Origin of the sequence: Streptomyces flavofungini (genome assembly GCF_014650815.1) — a bacterium.
GTDB classification, from domain to species: Bacteria; Actinomycetota; Actinomycetes; order Streptomycetales; family Streptomycetaceae; genus Streptomyces; species Streptomyces flavofungini.
In genome coordinates this window covers 35,806-55,878 of sequence record NZ_BMVR01000007.1, presented here as the reverse complement: position 1 = coordinate 55,878, position 20,073 = coordinate 35,806, and the positions used below count along the sequence as shown (strand labels likewise).

The 20,073-nt window shown below is 74.1% G+C and carries 13 protein-coding genes and 1 pseudogene; 2 read left to right on the top strand and 12 right to left on the bottom strand.

The features are described from left to right. Positions 1-35 precede the first annotated feature (35 nt). Genes IE274_RS19535 through IE274_RS19520 form a run of 4 tightly spaced genes read right to left on the bottom strand, consistent with a single transcriptional unit; the run spans position 36 to position 4,927 of the window. Positions 36-1,160, bottom strand: coding sequence for an XdhC family protein (locus IE274_RS19535; RefSeq protein ID WP_190117121.1), 1,125 nt, complete (start codon positions 1,158-1,160; stop codon positions 36-38). Beyond that, positions 1,153-3,348, bottom strand: coding sequence for a xanthine dehydrogenase family protein molybdopterin-binding subunit (locus IE274_RS19530; protein ID WP_190117120.1), 2,196 nt, complete (start codon positions 3,346-3,348; stop codon positions 1,153-1,155). Before IE274_RS19530 ends, IE274_RS19535 begins: the two co-directional genes overlap by 8 nt. Beyond that, positions 3,345-4,346: an FAD binding domain-containing protein gene (locus tag IE274_RS19525; protein ID WP_190117119.1), complete on the bottom strand. Its 1,002-nt coding sequence runs from the start codon at positions 4,344-4,346 to the stop codon at positions 3,345-3,347. The genes IE274_RS19530 and IE274_RS19525 overlap by 4 nt, the downstream gene beginning before the upstream one ends. Continuing rightward, positions 4,343-4,927, bottom strand: a complete 585-nt coding sequence (locus IE274_RS19520) for a (2Fe-2S)-binding protein (protein ID WP_190117118.1) — start codon at positions 4,925-4,927, stop codon at positions 4,343-4,345. Before IE274_RS19520 ends, IE274_RS19525 begins: the two co-directional genes overlap by 4 nt. A gap of 443 nt (positions 4,928-5,370) precedes the next feature. Between IE274_RS19520 and IE274_RS19515 the strand changes: the two genes are divergently transcribed. Next, on the top strand, positions 5,371-5,970 hold the full coding sequence (locus IE274_RS19515) for a TetR/AcrR family transcriptional regulator (RefSeq protein ID WP_190117117.1): 600 nt from the start codon (positions 5,371-5,373) through the stop codon (positions 5,968-5,970). Between the two features lie 64 nt (positions 5,971-6,034). Here IE274_RS19515 and IE274_RS19510 read toward each other — a convergent pair whose 3' ends face one another. Further along, the gene (locus IE274_RS19510) at positions 6,035-6,637 is read right to left on the bottom strand and encodes a TetR/AcrR family transcriptional regulator (RefSeq protein ID WP_190117116.1); all 603 of its coding nucleotides are present in this window, start codon (positions 6,635-6,637) and stop codon (positions 6,035-6,037) included. 90 nt (positions 6,638-6,727) lie between these two features. Between IE274_RS19510 and IE274_RS19505 the strand changes: the two genes are divergently transcribed. Next, positions 6,728-7,510, top strand: coding sequence for an MBL fold metallo-hydrolase (locus tag IE274_RS19505; protein ID WP_190117115.1), 783 nt, complete (start codon positions 6,728-6,730; stop codon positions 7,508-7,510). Between the two features lie 64 nt (positions 7,511-7,574). Here IE274_RS19505 and IE274_RS19500 read toward each other — a convergent pair whose 3' ends face one another. The 7 genes and pseudogenes from IE274_RS19500 to IE274_RS19470 form a co-directional block, all read right to left on the bottom strand. Continuing rightward, a complete protein-coding gene (locus tag IE274_RS19500) occupies positions 7,575-8,555 on the bottom strand; it encodes an alpha-ketoacid dehydrogenase subunit beta (RefSeq protein WP_190117114.1) in 981 nt (326 codons plus the stop codon). Then, a complete protein-coding gene (locus tag IE274_RS19495; RefSeq protein WP_190117113.1) occupies positions 8,548-9,555 on the bottom strand; it encodes a thiamine pyrophosphate-dependent dehydrogenase E1 component subunit alpha in 1,008 nt (335 codons plus the stop codon). Before IE274_RS19495 ends, IE274_RS19500 begins: the two co-directional genes overlap by 8 nt. An 8-nt stretch (positions 9,556-9,563) precedes the next feature. After that, positions 9,564-15,995: pseudogene (locus IE274_RS19490) on the bottom strand (amino acid adenylation domain-containing protein); the annotation flags it as partial. Positions 15,996-16,334: 339 nt separating this feature from the next. Next, a complete protein-coding gene (locus IE274_RS19485) occupies positions 16,335-17,273 on the bottom strand; it encodes an amidohydrolase family protein (RefSeq protein ID WP_190117111.1) in 939 nt (312 codons plus the stop codon). Then, on the bottom strand, positions 17,270-17,518 hold the full coding sequence (locus IE274_RS19480; RefSeq protein ID WP_190117110.1) for a hypothetical protein: 249 nt from the start codon (positions 17,516-17,518) through the stop codon (positions 17,270-17,272). The genes IE274_RS19485 and IE274_RS19480 overlap by 4 nt, the downstream gene beginning before the upstream one ends. Beyond that, positions 17,515-18,576, bottom strand: a complete 1,062-nt coding sequence (locus IE274_RS19475) for an amidohydrolase family protein (RefSeq protein WP_190117109.1) — start codon at positions 18,574-18,576, stop codon at positions 17,515-17,517. The genes IE274_RS19480 and IE274_RS19475 overlap by 4 nt, the downstream gene beginning before the upstream one ends. After that, positions 18,576-20,072 (bottom strand): AMP-binding protein, encoded by a 1,497-nt coding sequence (locus IE274_RS19470; RefSeq protein WP_229909700.1) that lies wholly within the window; start codon positions 20,070-20,072, stop codon positions 18,576-18,578. The genes IE274_RS19475 and IE274_RS19470 overlap by 1 nt, the downstream gene beginning before the upstream one ends. Between the last annotated feature and the right edge of the window lies 1 nt (position 20,073).

Below are 20,073 nucleotides of genomic sequence, written 5' to 3'. Positions count from 1 at the left end.
GGCGGGCCAGGCATCCGGCCCGGGCCCGCCCGGCGCTACGCCGCCACCGCGTCATGGTGGATCGGCGTATGCGCCCCGCGCAGGGGCACCCCCGTCCCGCCCCGCCGCGCGGCGACGATCTCCGCCGCGATGGACAGCGCCGTCTCCTCCGGCGTCCGCGCCCCGAGGTCGAGCCCGATCGGCGAGTGCAGCCGCGCCAACTCGCTCTCGGCGACCCCGGCGTCCCGCAGCCGCGCGTTGCGGTCCTCGTGGGTGCGCCGCGACCCCATGGCGCCGACGAAGGCGACCGGCATCCGCAGGGCCCGCACCAGGACCGGCACGTCGAACTTGGCGTCGTGCGTGAGCACGCACAGCACGGTGCGCGCGTCGGTCTCGGTGCGCTCCAGGTACCGGTGCGGCCAGTCGACGACGATCTCGTCGGCCTCGGGGAACCGGCCGGGCGTGGCGAAGACGGGCCGGGCGTCGCACAACGTCACGTGATACCCGAGGAACTTGCCCGCCCGCACCAACGCCGACGCGAAGTCCACCGCTCCGAAGACGATCATGCGGGGCGGCGGCACGCTGGACTCGACGAGCAGGGTGAGCCCGCCGGGGCAGTGCGCACCGTCCTCGGACATCTCGACGGTCCCGGTGCGCCCCGCGTCGAGCAGCGCCCGCGCCTCAGCGGCGGCCGTGCGGTCCAGGACCGGGTCCCCGCCGAGCCCACCGTCGTACGTACCGTCGGGCCGTACCCACAGCACCCCGCCCAGGAGGCCGTCCGGGCCCCGGGCGACCCGGACGAGCGCCGCGGTCCGCCCGGCGGCGGCCTCGTCGAGGGCGGCCGTGTACACCGGGCGGTCCGGGGCGTCGACGCCGACCGGGGTGATGAGGATGTCGATGACGCCGCCGCAGGTCAGGCCCACGGCGAAGGCGTCGTCGTCGCTGTACCCGAAGCTTTCGAGCACCGTCTGGCCGTCGTCGAGGGCCTGGGCGCACAGGTCGTACACGGCGCCTTCCACGCAGCCGCCGGACACCGAGCCGATGACGGTGCCCTCGCGGTCGACGGCGAGGGCCGCGCCGGGCGGGCGCGGCGCGCTGCCGCCGACGGCCACGACGGTGGCCACGGCGAACTCACGCCCCTCCGCGGCCCACCGGCGCAGCTCGTCGGCGATGTCAAGCACGGGTGTCCCCTTCTGCGGCGCCGCCCGCGCGCAGTTCGGGCACGGCACCTGCGGCCGGTTCGGGCCCGGCGCCCGCGCCGAGCACCCGGTCCGGGCGGATCGGCAGGTGGCGGTGGCGTACGCCGGTGGCGTGCCAGACCGCGTTGGCGATCGCCGCGGCCGCGCCGACGATGCCGATCTCGCCGATGCCCTTGATGCCGACGGGGTCGTCCGGGGCGGGTTCGCCGATCCAGTCCGCCTCGACGGCGGGGACGTCGGCGTTGGCGGCGAAGTGGTAGCCCGCGAGGTCGCCGTTAGCGAGGGCGCCCGACGCCCGGTCCCTGATGGCCTCCTCGTGCAGGGCCATGGACAGGCCCCAGATCATGCCGCCGGTCAACTGGCTGCGCGCGGTGAGGGGGTTGACGATGCGTCCGGCGGCGAAGATGCCGAGCATGCGGCGCACCCGCACCTCACCGGTGCTGACGTCGACGGCGACCTCGGCGAACTGGGCGCCGTAGGAGTGCCGTTCGCGCTCGGACTGGGCGCCGATGGCCTCGGTGGTGTCCGAGCGGACGGTGATGCCCTCCGGCGGGATGTCCGCGCCGAGCGCGAGGCGTTCGCGCAGCTCGGTGATGGCGGCCATGACGGCCCAGGACCACGAGCGCGTCCCCATGGAGCCGCCGGACAGCCAGGCCTGGCCGAGGTCGCTGTCGCCGATCCGGACCCGGACCCGCTCGGTGGGCACGTCGAGGGCGTCGGCGGCCACCTGGGCGAGCGCGGTGCGGGCGCCGGTCCCGACGTCGGCCGCGTTGATCCGCACGGTGAAGGTGTCGTCGGCCTCGGCGGTGACCGCGGCGGTCGAGGGCGCGGCACCGGCCGGGAAGGTGGCCGCGGCCGTGCCCGTGCCGATGAGCCACCGGCCCTCGCGCCGCACGCCGGGGCGCGCGTCGCGGTCGGCCCAGCCGAAGCGGCGGGCGCCCTCGCGGAAGCAGGCGATCAGGTCGTTGTCCTCGAAGGGCAGCCCGGTGACAGGCCCGACGGTGGGTTCGTTGCGGGCGCGCAGCTCGATCGGGTCCAGGCCGCACTTCTCGGCGAGCTCGTCCAGGGCGGACTCCAGCGCGAACGACCCGGGCGCCTCTCCCGGCGCGCGCATGAACGTCGGCGTGGGCACGTCGAGCGGCACGACGTGGTTGGCGGTGTGGTGCGCGTCGGCGTCGTACAGCGCACGGCCGAACCCGGTGCTCGCCTCGACGAACTCCGTCAGGGTCGAGGTGAGCGAGACCCCGTCGTGGTCGAAGGCGCGCAGCCGCCCGTCGGCCTCGGCGCCGAGCCTGACCCGCTGGGTGGTGGGGCTGCGGTAGCCGATGAGGGAGAACATCTGGCGGCGGGTCAGGACGACGCGGACGGGGCGGCCGATGACGGTGGTCGCCATCACGGCGAGCACGTTGTGGGCGCGGGCCAGGGCCTTGGAGCCGAAGCCGCCGCCGATGTGCTCGGAGCGCACCCGTACCGACGCGGGGTCGAGCTGGAACAGCGCGGCGATGTCGTTGGCCGTGGCGAACGTGCCCTGGCTGGAGTCGACGATCTCCAGGCGCCCGTTGTCCCAGCGCGCCATCGCCGCGTGCGGCTCCATGGCGTTGTGGTGCTGTTCGGGGGTGCTGTAGCGCTCGTCCACGAGCACGGCGGAGGCGGCGAGTTCGGTGTCCAGGTCGCCCTTCGCCGTGACCGCGGGGCCCATGGGGCTGGCTTCCGGGGTGTAGCGCGCGGGGTGGTCGGCGTGGAAGTCGACGTCGTGCGGCTCGGTGTCGTACTCGACGACCAGGGCCTCGGCGGCCTCCCTGGCCTGTTCGGAGGTCTCGGCGACGACGAACGCCACCGGCCAGCCGATGTGCGGCACCCGGTCGCGCTGCAGGATCTCGGCGACCGGGTCGGGCCCGAAGGAGCCGACGAAGCCTTCCTTGAGCCGAGGCGCGTTGCCGTGGTGCAGGACGGCCAGCACGCCGGGCATCTTCAGGACGGGGCCGTCGTCGATGGCGCGGACGCGGCCGCGGGCGACGGTGGACAGGACGATCCAGCCGTGGGCGAGTTCGGCGTAGGGAACCTCGCCCGAATAGCGCGCCTCCCCGGTGACCTTGGCGAGGCCCTCCAGGCGGGTGCGCGCGGCGCCGACGGCGCCGGTGCCCCGGGTCGTTCCGGTGGCGGTGGTCATCGTGCGGCCCCCTCGGTGGCTTCGGTCAGCTCGCTCAGCAGGGCCACGGTGAGGTTGCGCAGCAGCGGCACCTTGTAGCCGTTGTCGGACAGGGGCTCGGCGGCGGCCAGTTCGGCGTCCGCGGCGGCGGCGAAGGCGGTGGCCGTGGCCGGTCCGCCGGTCAGGGCCCGCTCGGCTGCCCGCGCGCGCCACGGCCGCGACGCGACCGCTCCGTAGGCGAGTCGCACCTCGCGTACGACACCGTCCCGGACGTCGAGCGCGGCGGCGATCGAGCCGATGGCGAAGGCGTACGAGGCGCGCTCGCGCACCTTGCGGTAGCGCGAGTGGGCGGCGACGGGGGCGGGCGGCAGGGTGAGGCCGGTGATCAGGGCGCCGGGCGGCAGCGCGGTCTCGCGGTGCGGGGTGTCGCCGACGGGCAGATAGAAGTCGGCGAGGGGCGTCTCGCCGGGCCCGTCGACGGTCTCGTACGCGATGACGGCGTCGAACGCCGCGAGTGCCACCGCCATGTCGGAGGGGTGGGTGGCGACGCAGTGGTCGGAGGCGCCGAGGATGGCGTGGTTGTGGTGCTCGCCGTCGCGGGCGGCGCAACCGCTGCCGGGCACGCGCTTGTTGCAGGGCCTGGCCGGGTCGGTGAAGTAGCCGCAGCGGGTGCGCTGGAGCAGGTTCCCGCCGACGGTGGCCATGTTGCGCAGCTGCCCGGAGGCGGCCGCGAGGACGGCCTGGGTGAGCGCGGGGTAGCGGCGGCGAACCTCGGGGTGGGCGGCGAGGTCGCTGTTGGTGACGGTCGCGCCGACGCGCAGGCCGCCGTCGGCCGTCACCTCGATGCCGTCGAGGGGCAGTTCCCGTACGTCGACGAGGAGCGCGGGCCGTTCGACGCCGGTCTTCATCAGGTCGACGAGGTTGGTGCCGCCGCCGAGGTAGCGGGCCTCGGGGTCGGCGCCGAGCAGGGCGACCGCTCCGGCGACGTCCTCGGCACGCTGGTATCCGAACTCCCTCATGCCGCTGCCTCCTTGGCGGCCGCCGTGTCGTCGGCGCGCACCTCGTCGGCGGCGCGGGCGACCGCCCGCACGATGTTCACGTACGCGCCGCAGCGGCACAGGTTGCCGCTCATGCGTTCGCGGATCTCGTCCGGGTCGAGGGGCGGGGTCGCCTCGGGCCGGACGTCGGCGGTCGCGGCGCTCGGCCAGCCCGCAGCGTGCTCCTCGATCATGGCGATGGCGGAGCAGATCTGGCCCGGGGTGCAGTAGCCGCACTGGTAGCCGTCGAGGTCGAGGAAGGCCTGCTGGACCGGGTGCAGCCGGTCGCCGTCGGCGACGCCCTCGATGGTGGTGATCTCACGGCCGTCGGCGGCGACCGCGAGTTGCAGACAGGACAGGCTGCGGCGGCCGTCGACGAGGACCGTGCAGGCACCGCACTGGCCCTGGTCGCAGCCCTTCTTCGTGCCGGTCAGGTCAAGGCGCTCGCGCAGCGCGTCGAGCAGGGTGGTGCGGTGGTCGACGGGCAGCGTGTGCTTCTCGCCGTTGACGTTCAGCGTGATGCCGCTGGACGTCGTGGTGGCGCCGGACGTCGGTGGAGCCATGGTCGGCCTTCTTTCGCGGGTTGCTGGTGCGGTGCGCGACGGGCGCCGTGGTGCTGGGGCGGCGCGGGAAGGGGATCTTCGGGAGGTGACGCGAGGTGAGCGGTGTCCGGAAAATGACGTGCGTGCGGGGAGGTGGCCAGGCGGAAGGGCGGGGCCGACACCGCCTGCGGCGGCGTCTCCTCGGGGATCACGACGGGCGTCCTGGTGCGGGCCCCGAGCGCTGTCGGTCGACAGGTGTCACCGGGGGTCTGCATCCGGCCACACCTGACGCTATGGTGGAGTGGACTCAAACGGACAACTGTCCGTTACCTCTGAAAATTTAGCGGACACCTGTCCGCTTAGCAAGGGCGTTCTTTGGGCACGACCGCTCGGCAAGGCCGCCCGGAAAGACCGCCCCTCGCCCGGCGAGGAGACACGCACCCCGACCGACTGGAGGACGACGCGTGCGGGAGAAGCGCGAGACACCCCTGCGCTCGGACGCGCAGCGCAACCGCGAGCGCATCCTGGCCGTCGCGCTCGAGGAGCTGACGCGGTCCGGCGACGCCCCGCTGAGCGCGATCGCCAAGAAGGCCGGCGTCGGACAGGGCACGTTCTACCGCCATTTCCCGAGCCGCGAAGCCCTCGTCCTGGAGGTCTACCGGAACGAGGTACGGCAAGTGGCCGACGCCGCCTGCCAGCTCCTGGAGACGCGGGCGCCGGAGTGCGCGCTGCGCGAGTGGATGGACCACCTCGCCCGGTACGCGATGACCAAGGTGGGCCTCGCCGACGCGATGCGGGTGGCGACCACCAGCCACGGCACGCTGATCAGCGTGGCGCACGGCCCGCTGACGTCGGCCATCACGCTCCTGCTCGACGCCAACGAGGAGGCGGGCACCATCCGCCCGGACGTGACCGCCGACGACTTCCTGCTGGCCATCGCCGGGCTGTGGCAGATCGACCCGCACCAGGAGTGGCAGCCGCGCGCCGGTCGCCTCCTCGACCTCGTCATGGACGGCCTGCGGGCCGGGGCACCGGGGGGCCGGGCGTCGGCCACGGACCGCTAGCGGCCTTCGAAGTCCCCGGAGCACTCAGCGATTTCGCTCGGCCGGCGCCCGGTCCGGCGTGCGGTCAGGACTGGTCCAGGGCCCGGTCGATGGCGCGGCGGGCCCGGCCGACGGCCGCCCGGTCGTGCTGGAGCTGCATGGCCGCGTTCAGCGCGAGACCGGCGGCGACGATCTCGAACAGCGCCTGGTCGACGTCGAACCCGGCGGGCAGCTCGCCGTTCTCCACCGCCGCGCCCAGGTCCGCCCGCAGCTGTTCCCGCCAGCGCGACCACACCTCGGCCACCGCGTCCCGGACCCGGCCGGGGCGGCCGTCGTACTCGGACAGCGCCGCCGTCATCAGGCAGCCGCCGGGCAGCAGCGGCGCCTCCAGGTAGCCCACGGAGTTGGCGCACACCGCGCGCAGCCGCCGCAGCCCCGGCGGCTCGGCGAGGGCGGGTTCGACCACCCGGTGCCAGAAGTCCACGAACGCCTTGTCCAGCGTGGAGATCTGCAGCGTCTCCTTGGTGCCGAAGTGCTTGTGCACCCCGGACTTACTCATCTCCAGCTCCTCGGCGAGCCGCCCGATGGTGATCCCGTCCAAGCCTTCCTCGGAGGCGATCTCGGCGGCACGGCCGAGGATCCGGCCCCGGGTGGCCTGCGCTTCGGCCGCTGAGCGTCGTGGTGACATGCGACGAGGATAGCGTACGGGCGTTCGCTATTGATTTAGCGAACGCCCGTACGCTAACGTCCCCGGCAACCACCGACGAAGGAGTGCGGGATGCGGGTACGACGACTGGGCTGGGCCGGCCTTGAGATCGAAGCGGGCGGCGAACGGCTGGTGATCGACTACGTGCGGGACCTCTCGCCGCTGTTCACGGGATGGAAGCCCGGCGAGGGCCTGGTGCTGCCGAGCGGGCAGGTCACCGCCGCGCTGGTCACCCACCTGCACCGGGACCACACCGACGCCTCCGCGCTCGCCGACGCGCTGCCGCCGGGGGCGCCGGTGCTGCGACCGGCGCCCGGTCACGGCGACGACGTGGACAACGTGACAACGCTGCCGGCCGAGCGCGACCTGGCCCGGCACCGGCTGGCCGCCGAGGTCGTGGACGCCTGGTCCGCCCACGACGTCGGGCCGTTCCACGTCACCGCGGTCCCCGCCGTCGACGGTCTCGGCGACCCGCAGCTCAACTGGGTGGTGGAGGCCGACGGACAGCGGGTCTTCCACGGCGGCGACACGATGTTCCACGGCTACTGGTGGCTCGTCGCGCGCCGGTTCAGCCCGTTCGACGCGGTGTTCCTGCCCGCCAACGGCGCGGTGGTGGACGCGCCGCACCTGCAGCCGCCGAGCCCGCTGCCCGCCGCCCTCGACCCGCGGCAGGCCGCCGCGGCCGCGGAGATCCTCGACGCCCGCCACGCCGTGCCGATGCACTACGCGACGGAGCAGCCGGACAAGATCGCGGGCTACGTCGAGGTCCCCGACCCGGAGAAGGAGTTCCGCACGCACGCCGGACGGCGCGCCCGCGTGCTGGCCGTCGGGGACTGGCTGGACCTGGCCACCTGACCGGAGACTCCGCCGCGTCAAGCCGTGCCACGCCCTCCCGGCCGACCTCCGGGGACCGCCGCGGCTACCGGGACTCCCCTTCCTTGCACACCTGCTGGATCGCCGTCACCAACTGGTCGCGGTGCGGCTGAGCCGCGCGGTCGAGCTCCAGGGCGAACGGCAGCACGGCACCGTCGGGCCGCGTGATCCGGCGCGGCGGCGCGACCAGGCGCATCTCCTCGGCGGCCGCGGCGACGATCTCGGCGCCCAGGCCGCAGAAGCGGTTGGAGTCGTCGATCACGACGAGCCGCCCGGTGCGGTTCACCGACGCGGCCAGGCCCTGCCAGTCGAACGGGTACACCGTGCGCGGGTCGAAGACCTCCACCGACACCTCGTCGGCCACCTCCTCGGCCACCTCCAGGGCCTGACCCACGAAGTGCCCGACCGCCACCACCGTGACGTCCGTGCCCGCGCGCGCCACCCGGCCGACACCGAGCGGCAGCGGGGCGAGCTGGGCGAGGTCGACGCTCTCGAAACTCAGCGACGACGCCGCCGGGGTGAGCACCACCACCGGGTCGTCGTCACGGATGGCCGACACCAGCAGCCCGTAGGCGTCCGCCGGGCTCGACGGCACCACGGTCTTCAGGCCGACGTGCGCGAAGAGGCTGTACGGCTGGTCGGAGTGCTGCCCCGCCCAGCCGGTCCGGGAGCCGGACCCGGGCACCAGATAGGTGACCGGCACCTTCGCCTGGCCGCCCGTCATGAGCGAGAACTTGTGCGCCTGGTTGGCGATCTGCTCGAAGACCAGGAACATCAGCGAGGGGATCTGGAACTCGATGACGGGGCGGTGCCCGGACAGGGCGGCGCCGGTGGCGAAGCTGGTGAACGCCTGCTCCGACAGCGGGGTGTCGACGATTCGCTCCGGGCCGAAGCGCTGCACGAGCCCCTTGGTGACGTTGGCGACGCCCACGCGGATGTCCTCGCCGAACACGCAGACGTCCGGGTCCCGCTCCAGTTCGTCGCCGAGGGCCCGGGTGAGCGCGGTGAGATAGCCGAGCTTAGGCACGGGTGGTCACCCCCGCCCGGGGCCGCAGGCCGGTCGCGTACAGGAAGTCGAGGGCGTCGGCCGGGTCGGGTTTCGGGCTGTCGAGCGCGAACCGCACGGCCGCTTCGAGGGCGGCCTCCACCTCGTCGTCGACGCGGGCCCGCTCGCCCTCGGGGATCCGGTCGCCCTGGATCCGCACCGGGTCGCGGCGGCGCCCCTCGTCCACCTCTTCCGGGGTGCGGTAGCGCACGAACGACCGGTGCTCCCAGGTGTGGTGGGCGTCGAAACGGTAGGTGCGGCACTCCAGGAACGCCGGTCCGCCGCCCGTCCTGGCCCGCTCGGTGTGCTCCCGGGTGGCGGCGGCCACGGCCTCGGCGTCCATGCCGTCGACCGTCGCGGCGGGGATGCCGAAGGCGGCGGCGCGCCCCACGATCGTGCCCGCGACCATGTCCGCCACCGTGGCCGTCGAGGAGTACCCGTTGTTCTCGCACACGAAGAGCACCGGGAGCCGCCACAGCGACGCCAGGTTGAGGGACTCCAGGACGACGCCCTGGCTGACCGCGCCGTCGCCGAAGAAGCTCACGGCGACCCGGTCGGCGCCCGCGCGCGCCGCCGCCCACGCCGCGCCGGTCGCGATCGGGGCACCGGCGCCGACGATGCCGTTCGCGCCGAGGATGCCGAGGCCGACGTCGGCGGCGTGCATCGAGCCGCCGCGGCCCTTGTTCAACCCGGTCGTACGGCCCATCAGTTCGGCCGTCATCCGGTTCAGGTCGGCGCCCTTGGCCAGGACGTGGCCGTGGCCCCGGTGGGTGCTGGTGATGATGTCGTCGGGGCGCAGCACCGCGCACACCCCGGCGGCCACGGCCTCCTGCCCGATGGAGGGGTGGATGCCGCCGACGATCTCGCCCGCCTTCACCAGCTCGATGCAGCGCTCCTCAAAGCGGCGGATCAGTCGCATGGTCCGGTAGAGCGCCACCGCGTCCGGACCCGGCCCACCGGTGTCCGCAGAGGGATTCAGCATGCTCTCACTCACTTCCCTTCTTGTCCGTGGTCGTGTGCCCGGTCCGCTCCCTGGTGCTGTGCCCGGCCCTGGCCCCGCTCGCGCACCCGAAGGGCGAGCGCGGCGACGGTGGGTGCCTCGAAGACCGCGCGGATCCCGAGCGGCGTGTCCAGCGCGGCGCGGATGCGGGACACGAGCTTCACGGCGAGCAGGGAGTGCCCGCCGAGGTCGAAGAAGCTGTCGTCGAGTCCGACGTCCGGTACGCCGAGGGCGTCGGCGAACAGCGCGCACAGCGCCGACTCGGTCGCGGTGCGCGGCCCCCGGCCCATCGGCCGCCCGGCCGCCTCGTCCGGGACGGGCAGGGCACGCCGTTCGAGCTTGCCGTTGGGGCTCAGCGGCAACCGCTCCAACGCGACGACGACGGACGGCACCATGTACGCGGGCAGCGTCCGCGCCAGTTGGTCCCGCACCTCGACGCCGTCCAGGGCGTGTTGCCCGCCCGCGACCGGTACGCAGTACGCGACGAGGCGCCGGTCGCCGGGCCGGTCCTCGCGCACGACGACCGCGGCCTGCGCGATGCCCGGGTGGGCCACCAGGGCGGACTCCACCTCGCCCGGCTCGATCCGGAAGCCCCGGATCTTGACCTGGTGGTCGGCGCGCCCCAGGTACTCCAGGTTCCCGTCGGCGCGCCGCCGGGCCAGGTCGCCGGTGCGGTACATCCGCTCCCCCGGCGCGCCGAAGGGGTCGGGCACGAACCGTTCGGCGGTGAGTCCGGGCCGGTGCAGATAGCCGCGGGCGAGCCCGGCCCCGGCGACGTACAACTCCCCCGTCACGCCCGTCGGGACGAGCTGGAAGTGCTCGTCGAGGACGTAGGTGCGGGTGTTGCGGACGGGGCGGCCGATGGGCGGCGCCTCCGGCTCCGCGGCGGCGGGGTCGGCGAGGTCTGAGGGGCCCATGGCGTCTGAGGGGCCTGGGGGGTCTGCGTCCGAGAACCACGCGGTGGTGTAGACGGTGGCCTCGGTCGGGCCGTAGACGTTGACGATGCGCGCGCCCGGCACGGCGGCCCGGATCTCCGCCAGGGTGTGCGCGGGCAGCGCCTCGCCGCCGAGGGCGACGACGTCCGCGCCGAGGTCCACGTCGTGGTGGCGCACCAGCTCTTCGAGGGCCGAGGGCACGGCACAGATGAGGGTGCCCCGCCACCGCCCGCCCGCGTGCTCGCCGAGGGTCAGGACGTCGGCGACGACCTCGATGACACCGCCGGAGAGCAGCGGTCCGAAGATCTCGAAGACGGAGACGTCGAAGGTCAGCGGGGTGGCGGCCAGGGCGTGGGCGAGGTGCGCGCTGCCCAGGGCCTCCTGGCCCCAGAGCACGAGGTCCACGACGTTGGCGTGCGGGACGAGGACACCCTTGGGACGGCCGGTGGAACCGGAGGTGTAGAGGACGTACGCGCCGTTGGCCGGGGTCAGGGGGCTGAGCCGGTCGCTGTCGCGCGGGTCGGTGGCGGGAGCGTCGAGGTCCGCGTCCAGGTACACGCGCGGCACGCCCTCGGGAAGGTCGCAGCCGGCGTCGTGCGACGTGACCAAGCAGGCGGGCGCGGCGTCCCCCAGCATGAACGCGATGCGGTCGGCGGGGTGGCGCGGGTCGACCGGCAGATAGGCGGCGCCGGTCTTCAGGACGGCGACGAGGGCGACGATCAGGTCGGCGGAGCGGGGCAGGGCCAGGGCCACGACGTGCTCGGGGCCGGTGCCCTCGGCGATGAGCCGGTGCGCGAGCCGGTTCGCCCGCACGTTCAACTCAGCGTACGTCAGGCGCAGTTCGCCGCAGACGACGGCCGGGGCGTCCGGGGTGCGCGTCACCTGCCGCTCGAAGAGGTCCGGCACGGTGAGCGGCGGAACGGGGCGCTCGGTGTCGTTCCACTCCTCCAGGAGCAGCCGCCGTTCCTTGGCGGTCAGCACGTCGAGGTGGCCGATGGGTACGTGTGGTTCGTCGGCCGCCGCGTTGAGGAGCCGGGCGAGTCGGGTCGCCACGGCGTCCACGCTGTCGGGGTCGAACAGGTCAGTGTTGTACTCGAAGAACCCGGTCAGGCCCGCGGGCCTGCCGTCGTCGGTGAAGCGTTCCTCGATGTTGAGCAGGAGGTCGAAGCGGGCCGAACCCGGGTGCAGGAGGTCGGTGGCGATCTCCAGGCCGGGCACGTCGAGGCGCGGCGCGGGGGCGTTCTGCACGACGAGGGAGACCTGGAAGAGCGGGTGCCTGCCGATGGCGCGGGGCGGGTTGAGGTCGTCGACCAGGTACTCGAAGGGCACGTCCTGGTGCTCGTACGCGCTCAGGGACACGTCCCGGACCCGGTCGAGCAGGTCGCGGAAGGCGGGGTTGCCGGAGGTGTCGTTGCGGATGACGAGGGTGTTGACGAAGAAGCCGACGGAGCGGTCTAGGCCCTGGTCGGTGCGGCCCGCGATCGGTGAGCCGACGGGGATGTCGGATCCGGCGCCGAGCCGGGTGAGCAGCGCCGCGAGCCCGGCCTGCAACACCATGAACAGGCTGGTCCCGGTCTCCTGGGCGAGCGCGGAGAGCCGCCGGTGCAGCTCGGCGTCCCAGGCCACGGAGAGCGTCTCGCCGCCGTAGCTCGGTTCGGCGGGGCGCGGGCGGGCGAAGGGCAGGTCCACCTGCTCGGGCAGGTCGGCGAGTTGGCGCCGCCAGTAGGCGAGTTGGTGGGCCAGGGGGCTGGCCGGGTCGTCGGGGTCGCCGAGGAGTTCGCGCTGCCAGAGGCCGTAGTCGGCGTACTGGACGGCGGGAGCGGGCGCGAGGGCTTCGGCAGCGGACGCCCAGCCGTCGTGCGGTACGCGGTGGCTCCCCGCCGCCTCCGCCCGGCGCGTCTCGTACGCCGCCATCAGATCCTCCGTCAGCGGCGCGAACGACCAGCCGTCGCAGGCGATGTGGTGCACCAGGAGCAGCAGGACGTGCTCGGTGGCGCCGACCTGGAAGAGCTGGGTGCGTACGGGTATGTCGGCGGCCAGGTCGAAGCTGTGACCACTCGCCGTGGTGAGGGCACCCTGCAGCTCCGCCTCGGTCGTGCGGGTCACCACCAGCGGCGGCCGGGCGTGCTCCGGCGGCAGGATGTGCTGGCGGGGCTCGCCGTCGTGTTCGGGGAAGACGGTGCGCAGGGACTCGTGGCGGGCGACGAGGTCGGCGACGGCGGCGCGCAGCGCGGGGACGTCCAGGTCGCCGGTGAGGCGCAGGGTCCAGGGGACGTTGTAGGCGCGGCTCATGCCTTCGAGGCGGTGCAGGAACCACAGGCGGCGCTGGGCGAAGGACAGCGGGAGCGGGTCGGGCCGCTCGGCCGCGCGCAGGACGGGCCGGGCGTCCGGGGTGCCGGGTGTGTCGGCGGCGCCGTGCGGGCCGAGCGCGTCCAGGTGCGCGGCGAGTCCGGCGACGGTGGGGTGCTCGAAGAGGGCGCGGATGGTGAGTTCCGCGCCGAGGCGGGTCCGTACACGGGCGGCCAGGCGGGTGGCGAGCAGCGAATGGCCGCCGAGCGCGAAGAAGTCGTCGTCGATGCCGATGCCCTCGACGCCGAGGATCTCCGCGAACAGGGCGCACAGCACCTCCTCGCGCTCGGTGCGCGCGGCCCGCGCCGACTGCGCCTCGACGACCGGCGCGGGCAACGCCGCCCGGTCCAGCTTGCCGTTGACGGTCAGCGGCAGCCGTTCGAGGAGCACGACCGCCGACGGCATCATGTAGTCGGGCAGCCGCTCCCGCAGGTGCTCGCGCAGCGCGGCGGTGAGCTGGCCGCCACGGCGTGCGGCCACGGGGCTGGTGGCGTACGCGAGGGGGTCACCGGGGGTGCCGTCGGGCTCGTACGCCGCCACGATCGGACCGTCCCCGGCGTCCCCGGCGCCCCCGCCGCTTTCCTCCGCGCACCGCACGAACACCGCGTCCACCGTGTCGACCGCCGATGCCGCCGGGGTGACCGCGACGCGGTAGCCGAGCCGCTCCCCGAGCAGACGCAGTTCCTCGGGCTCGACGCCGTGCGGCTCCCGGGCCAGGAGGCGGTGCGCGTCGGCGACGGCGGCGCCGTTGTCGAAGGCGCGGGCGGCGGCGGTCTCCTGGGCGGTGCGGCGGTTGGGGACGCCGAGGACGCGCAGCCGCTCGGGGGTGTGCCGCGCCAGGTACGCGCCGAGCGCGCCGGTGTCCGGCACGTCGTCGCCGAAGCCGAGCCGGGTCCCGCCGCCGGGTGCCGTCGCCACGGGCGCCTTGTGCAGGACGACGTCGTAGCGGTACCGGGTCATCTCGTTGTGCCGGGTGCCGCGGCGCACCTGGATGTCCACCGCGCCGACCGCGTCCTCGCGGGCCGCGAAGGCGTGGAAGAAGTCGGGGGCGAGCAGCAGTTCCTCCTCGCGCACCAGGGCCCGCTCGACCGCGTGCCGTACGGTGGCGCGCTCGGCGTCGGGGGCGGCCCGGCGGAGTTGGACGGCGGTGCCGAAGGAGCGCAGGGCCCGCAGGTCGCGGACGTCGCCGACGAAGACGGCGCCGCCGGGCGCGGTGCGCTCCAGGGCCTTGGCGAGGACGTCGAGGAGGTAGCCCGCGCTGGGGAAGTACTGGAGCACGGAGTTGATGACGACGGCGTCGAAGTGGCCCGCCGGCAGCCCGGTGGTGTCGTGCGCGGCCTGGTGCCGCAGCCGGACCCGGTCGGACAGCCGAGGGCGGGCGGCGATCTCGCGGGTCAGGTCGTCGACGGCGCGCGCGGAGACGTCCGTGCCGACGTACTCCGCGCACTCCGGGGCGAGCCGGGAGAGCAGCAGGCCGGTGCCGACGCCGATCTCCAGGACGCGGCGGGGGCGCAGTTCCCGGATGCGGCGGACGGTGGTGTCGCGCCACTCGCGCATGTGGTCCGGGGCGATGGGCCGCCGGTCGGTGTAGCTGTCGAACCAGCTCGCGAAGTTCTCGCCGAACGCGGCGCGCGGCACCCCGTTCCCGGATCCGGCTCCGGCGTACTGGGCGTCGAACACCTTCTCCCAGTCGCCCACTTGGCGGGCGGCGGCGCCGTCGGCCGTCGCCGCGTCGGGCTCCTGGCGGAACTCCGGTACGACGTAGGCGACCAGGCGCCGGTCGCCCGGCCGGTCCTCGCGGGCGACGACGGCGGCCTGGCGGGCTGCGGGGTGCGCGCTGAGGGCGGCCTCGATCTCGCCGGGTTCGATCCGGAAGCCGCGGATCTTGATCTGCTGGTCGGCGCGGCCGACGAACTCGAGGACGCCGCGCTCGTCGCGCCGCACCACGTCCCCGCTGCGGTACATGCGGCCGCCGGGCGGCCCGAACGGGTCGGCGAGGAAGCGCCCCGCGGTCAGGCCGGGGCGGCCCAGATAGCCGCGGGTGACGCCGGGCCCGGCGACGTACAGCTCCCCCGCCACGCCCGGCGCGCACGGCTGCAGTGCCTCGTCCAGGACGTACAGGGACAGGTCGCGGATGCCGACGCCGACGCGGCTCGGGGCGGTCGGGGCGGCGTCGGCGGCGGTGAGCCGGGTGAGGGTGGTGTGGACGGTGGTCTCGGTGATGCCGTACATGTTCACGAGCACGGGGGCGTCGTCGCGGTGGCGGGCGTACCAGGGCGCCAGCTTGCCGAAGTCGAGGGCCTCGCCCGCGAACACCACCAGGCGCAGGGCGAGTTCACCGCCGTGGGCGGCGCCGTCGCGGTCGGCCTCCATGAGCGGGTAGAAGGCGGACGGCGTCTGGCTGAGAACGGTGACGCGCTCGGCGGCGAGCAGCGCGCGGAAGCGCTCGGGCGCCCGGCTCGTCTCGTACGGCACGACCACGAGGCGGCCGCCGTGCAGCAGGGCGCCCCAGATCTCCCACACGGACACGTCGAAGGCGTAGGAGTGGAACAGGCTCCACACGTCGTGCTCGTCGAACCGGAACGCGTGGGCCGTCTCGGTGAACAGGCGCACGACGTTGTCGTGCGAGACGACCACCCCTTTGGGACGCCCCGTGGACCCGGAGGTGTAGATGACGTACGCGGTGGTCGCGGGCGTGACGGGGGCGAGGCGGTCGGAGTCGGTGGGGTCGGTGTCGGGGCGTACGGCCAGTTCCTCGGCGGTGCCGCGGGCCGAGAGCACCAGCCGGGGGATCTCCGCGCGGACGTCCATCGGGTCCTGGCTGAGGAGCAGCACGGGGCGGGCGTCGGCCAGGGTCCGGTCGACGCGTTCCGGCGGGTGGTCCAGGTCGAGGGGGAGATAGCCGGCGCCGGACTTCAGGACGGCGAGGATCGCGACGACGGCGTCCACCGAGCGCGGCAGGGCGAGCGCGACGAGGCGTTCCGGTCCGGCACCGCGGGCGAGCAGGGCGTGCGCGAGCCGGTTGGCGCGGGCGTTGAGGGCGGCGTAGTCGAGGTGCTCGCCGCCCAGGGTCAGCGCGATGCGGTCCGGGTGCCGGATCACCTGCGCCTCGAACAGGTCGGTGAGGGCGGCGGTCGGGCCCGGGGTGGGGTCGGCGGGGGTGCCCGGGGGTGGGCCGGGCCGCCGGGGAGCGGTGCGGGCGCGGTCCGATCCGGTGAGGGCACGGTTCGTGCCGGTGTATGCACTGTCCGATCCGGTGATAGCCATTGCCAAGCCCCTTGGTCGCTCGCCGACGCCGTTGCGTTGTGCCGTTCGTGACCGTGCTCGTGCCGTGTGTGTGCCGCGCGCCGCACGCCCGCGGGTGCCGCCGGGCCGCGTGTCCCGCTCGCTTCCGGATGCCGCCGGGCACATGTCCCGCTCGCCCGCGGGTGCCGCCGGGGCCGGCACCCCGCGCCCGCCCCGGCTGCCGTCGGCGCCTCAGCCCCCGGGGCGGCTGCCCGGCGGCAGCACGCGCAGCAGGTTCTCCCGCAGCAGCAGGTCCCGGTCCGTCCTGGACACCCCGGCGAACACGGTCGGGCCGTCGACGACCTCGCTGATCAGGCCTTTCAGGCCGCCGTTCAGACGGCCGAGGGGCCAGTCCGTACCGAAGATGATCTTGTGGTTGACGCCGAGCCGGAACAGCCGGTTGAGGTGCCCGGGCCAGTGCGGCAGGCTCGGCCCGCTCGCGAACCCGCCGGTGTCCACGTACACGTTGGGCCGGTACGCCGCGAGGTACGCGCAGGTGTCGACGTGGGTGAGGCCGCCGTGGCCGAGGACGAACGGGACGGTCGGGAAGTCCCGGGCCGCCCGGTCGATCCGCATCGGGTGCGCCGGTCCGTAGTCGAGGCTGCGGGCGGTGGGACCGGTGTGCACGAACACGGGCAGGGCCCGGTCCGCGCAGATCTCGTAGTACGGGTACAGGCCCGGGTCCGACGGCGAGTAGCCGCACGGCGGGTACAGCTTCACGCCGTCGAGGCCGTACGCGTCGACCATGCCCTCGAAGGCCGCCACTCCCCCGGGCCCGCGCCTCGGGTCCACGCCGATGTAGACCCAGAAGCGGCCGGGGTGGCGCAGCCGAATCTCGTGGTGCAGCCGGGCCGCCTCCTCCGGCTCCGCCGTGCCCGCCATCCGCAGCCCGAAGTCGGGCACGAGCAGCACGGAGCGCTCGATCCCGGCCGCGTCCATCTCCGCGACGAGCCCGTCGGCCAGGTGGTCCTCGTGCTGCGCGGCGAGGCCGTCGGCGACGCGCCCCGGTTTCGGGGCGACGCCCATCGAGCCGAGCCTGCACTGGACGTTGCTCGCCACGTCCTCGACGAAGGCGCGCGGGATGAAGCGGCTCGACGCCACGTGGCAGTGGCCGTCGAAGACCCCGGTCATCCGACGCAGTGCTTGATCAGGCCCTGGATGCTGACGCCCTTCATGGGGTCGAAGGTGGCGAAGTCGAACTCGGCGTCCGCCTGTTCCTCCAGGTACGAGATGAGGCCGACGATGGCCATGGAGTCGAGCAGGCCGGTGTGGCTGAGGTTGGTCCTGGCCCCGATGGCCATGTCCGACTCCCCCTCGATCCACCGCTCCACCCACTCGACAAGCAGTTTCTCCAGCTCCGCCGCGTCCGCGCTCATGCCCGGCCTCCCCGCTCCGTGATGGTGTCGTTGGTGGTGCCCGGGGCATGGCCCCGGGTCTCGGTCCGTGCGGCCCCGACCAGGCGGAGACTGTTCCCGCCCATGATCATTCTTCGGTCGGCCTCCTTGATCCCGGCCACCGCCGGCTGCCCCTTGGCGAACGCGGCGACCAGTCCGGGCAGCGACTCGGAGAGCCGGTACGACGGCCAGCAGGTGCCGAAGAGGATCTTGTGGCTGATGCCGAGGCGGAACAGCCGGTTCAGGTGGGCCTGCCAGCCGTCCGCCGCGAGGACGGAGTGGAACTGGCTGATGTCCAGGTGCACATTGGGCCGGTGGGCGCACAGGTACGTCGCCTCGTCGACGTGCGTGACCCCGCCGTGCCCCAGGATGAAGTTCACGCCGGGGAAGTCCCGGGCGGCCTCGTCGAGCAGCAGCGGCATGCCGTACTCGAAGTCCAGCTGGCCCCAGCCGGGGCCGGTGTGGCTGAGGACGGGCAGGCCGCGCTCCTCGCACAGCTCGAAGTACGGGTACAGGCGGCGGTCGCTCGGCGAGTAGCCGCACAGCGGGTACAGCTTGAGCCCGGCGAAGCCGTAGTCGGTGACGCACCGCTCGAACAGGTCGAGGCCGTCCTTGCCGCCGCGCGGGTCGACGCCCCAGAAGACCCGGAAGCGCCCCGGATGACGGCGGTTCACCTGGTCCAGGTGCCCGGCGAGCTCGGCCGGGGTGAGGGCGCACCGGGCCACGTGCGAGTAGTCGGGGACCACGAGGAACGCCTCGTCGACCCCGGCCTCGTCCAGCTCCGCGACGAGCCGGTCCGCGTCGTCGTCCTGGTGCACGGAGAGCACCCGGTCCAGCATCCGCTGGGGCCGCACGCTGTGGCCGTACGCGGTGAGGCGGTGGTGCGCGTTCGCCGCCTGGTACTCCAGGAACGCCCGCGGGATGGCGAGCTGGCTGCCGAGCTGGACCTGCGCGTCGACGATCCGGTGCCCGGGCGGGGCGCCGGGGCCCGGCCCGGGTCCGCCTCCGGCCGACCGCCCCGCGGTGTCGGAGGTCCCCATCAGGACCCCGCTCCGGCGCCGCCCGCGAGGCGCTCCGCGAAGTGTTCGGCCGCCCGCCCCCGGCTCAGCTTCATGTTGGCCGTCATGAAGGCGGGGTCGGCCCGCAGCGGCGTGTCCGAGAAGACCACGGACATCACCCGCTCATGGGCTTCGAGGCCCGCGTTGACCTCCTCGATCCGCTTCTCGATGTGCGCGCGCAGCGCGGTGTCGGCGGGGTCGGTCGGGGTGACGAGGGCGCCGAGCCGGTTGGACTGCGGTGTCGGTACGACGACGATCTCGGCGACGCCGTCGACGTCCGCGAAGGCCGCCTCGATCTCGGCGGGGTGCACCTTGCGGCCGCTGCCGAGTGCGATGACGTCCTTCTTGCGCCCGATCAGGGTGAGGAACCCGTCGTCGTCGAGGCGGCCGTAGTCGCCGGTGAGGATGGAGCCGTCGGGCCGGAAGATGCCCTCGGCGGCCGGGTCGCCGTCGGTGTCGAAGTAGCCGCGGCCGAGCGGCGCGTCCCGGGTGATGATCACCTCGCCGTCGTCGAGGAACGTCACGGACTCCGGGTCCATCAACTGGCCGACGGTGCCGACGCGGTGCCGGTCCGGGGTGTTCCAGGCGACCATGCCGGTCTCGGTCAGGCCGTAGGCCTCCAGGAGCGGCACGTCCCGGCTCCAGTAACCGTCCAGGGTCTCGCGCCGGATCGGCGCCATGCCGGTGATCATGAAGCGGATGCGGCCGCCCAGGAAGTCGCCGAGCGAGGCGTCGCCGCCGGACTTCACATAGAGCTGGAGGACGGTGTCGTAGAAGACCGGGGGGCCGATCAGGAAGGTCGGGCCCTCCTTGCGGACGGCCTGGAAGACGCGCTGGTAGGGCGCGAGCACGAGGTCGGCGCCGAGCCACAGGCAGAGGTAGACCGACAGGCGCTGCTGGTTGTTGGCCAGCGGCAGGAAGATCAGGTGCCGGTCGCGCTCGGTGATGCCGAAGGACTCTATGAAGCGGTTGATGACGTACTCGGTGCCCTTGGCGCTGATCTCCACGCCCTTGAGCCGTCCGGACGTGCCCGAGGAGTACACCAGGCTGTGCAGGTCGTCGACGTCGATCACCACGGCGTCGGGGGCCACGGCGCCCGGGGCGGGGGCGCCGCCCGGGCGGACGACGGCGGGCGTGTCGGCGGGCACGGGCTCGTCCGCGATCAGCAGGGCGAGGCGGTGCTCGGCGATGAACGCGCCCGGGTCGTCGATCTCGGTGTTGTCGGCGAACGCCTTGAGCCGCGCGCCGGTGGCGAGGGCCGCCAGGTCCCAGGCGAGCCAGTCGACGCTGTTGCCCGCGCGGATGCCGATGACGTGGCCGGGGCGCACGCCCGCCGCCGTGAGCTGGTCGGCCCGGGTGCGGGCGAGCGCGGTCAGCTCGCTCTGGGTCAGCTCGCGCCGCTTGCCGGAGACGTCGATGTCGACGACGCGGGCGGTCGTGTGGTGGGTGGAGCGGTCCAAGAGGCCCGCGAGGTTCATG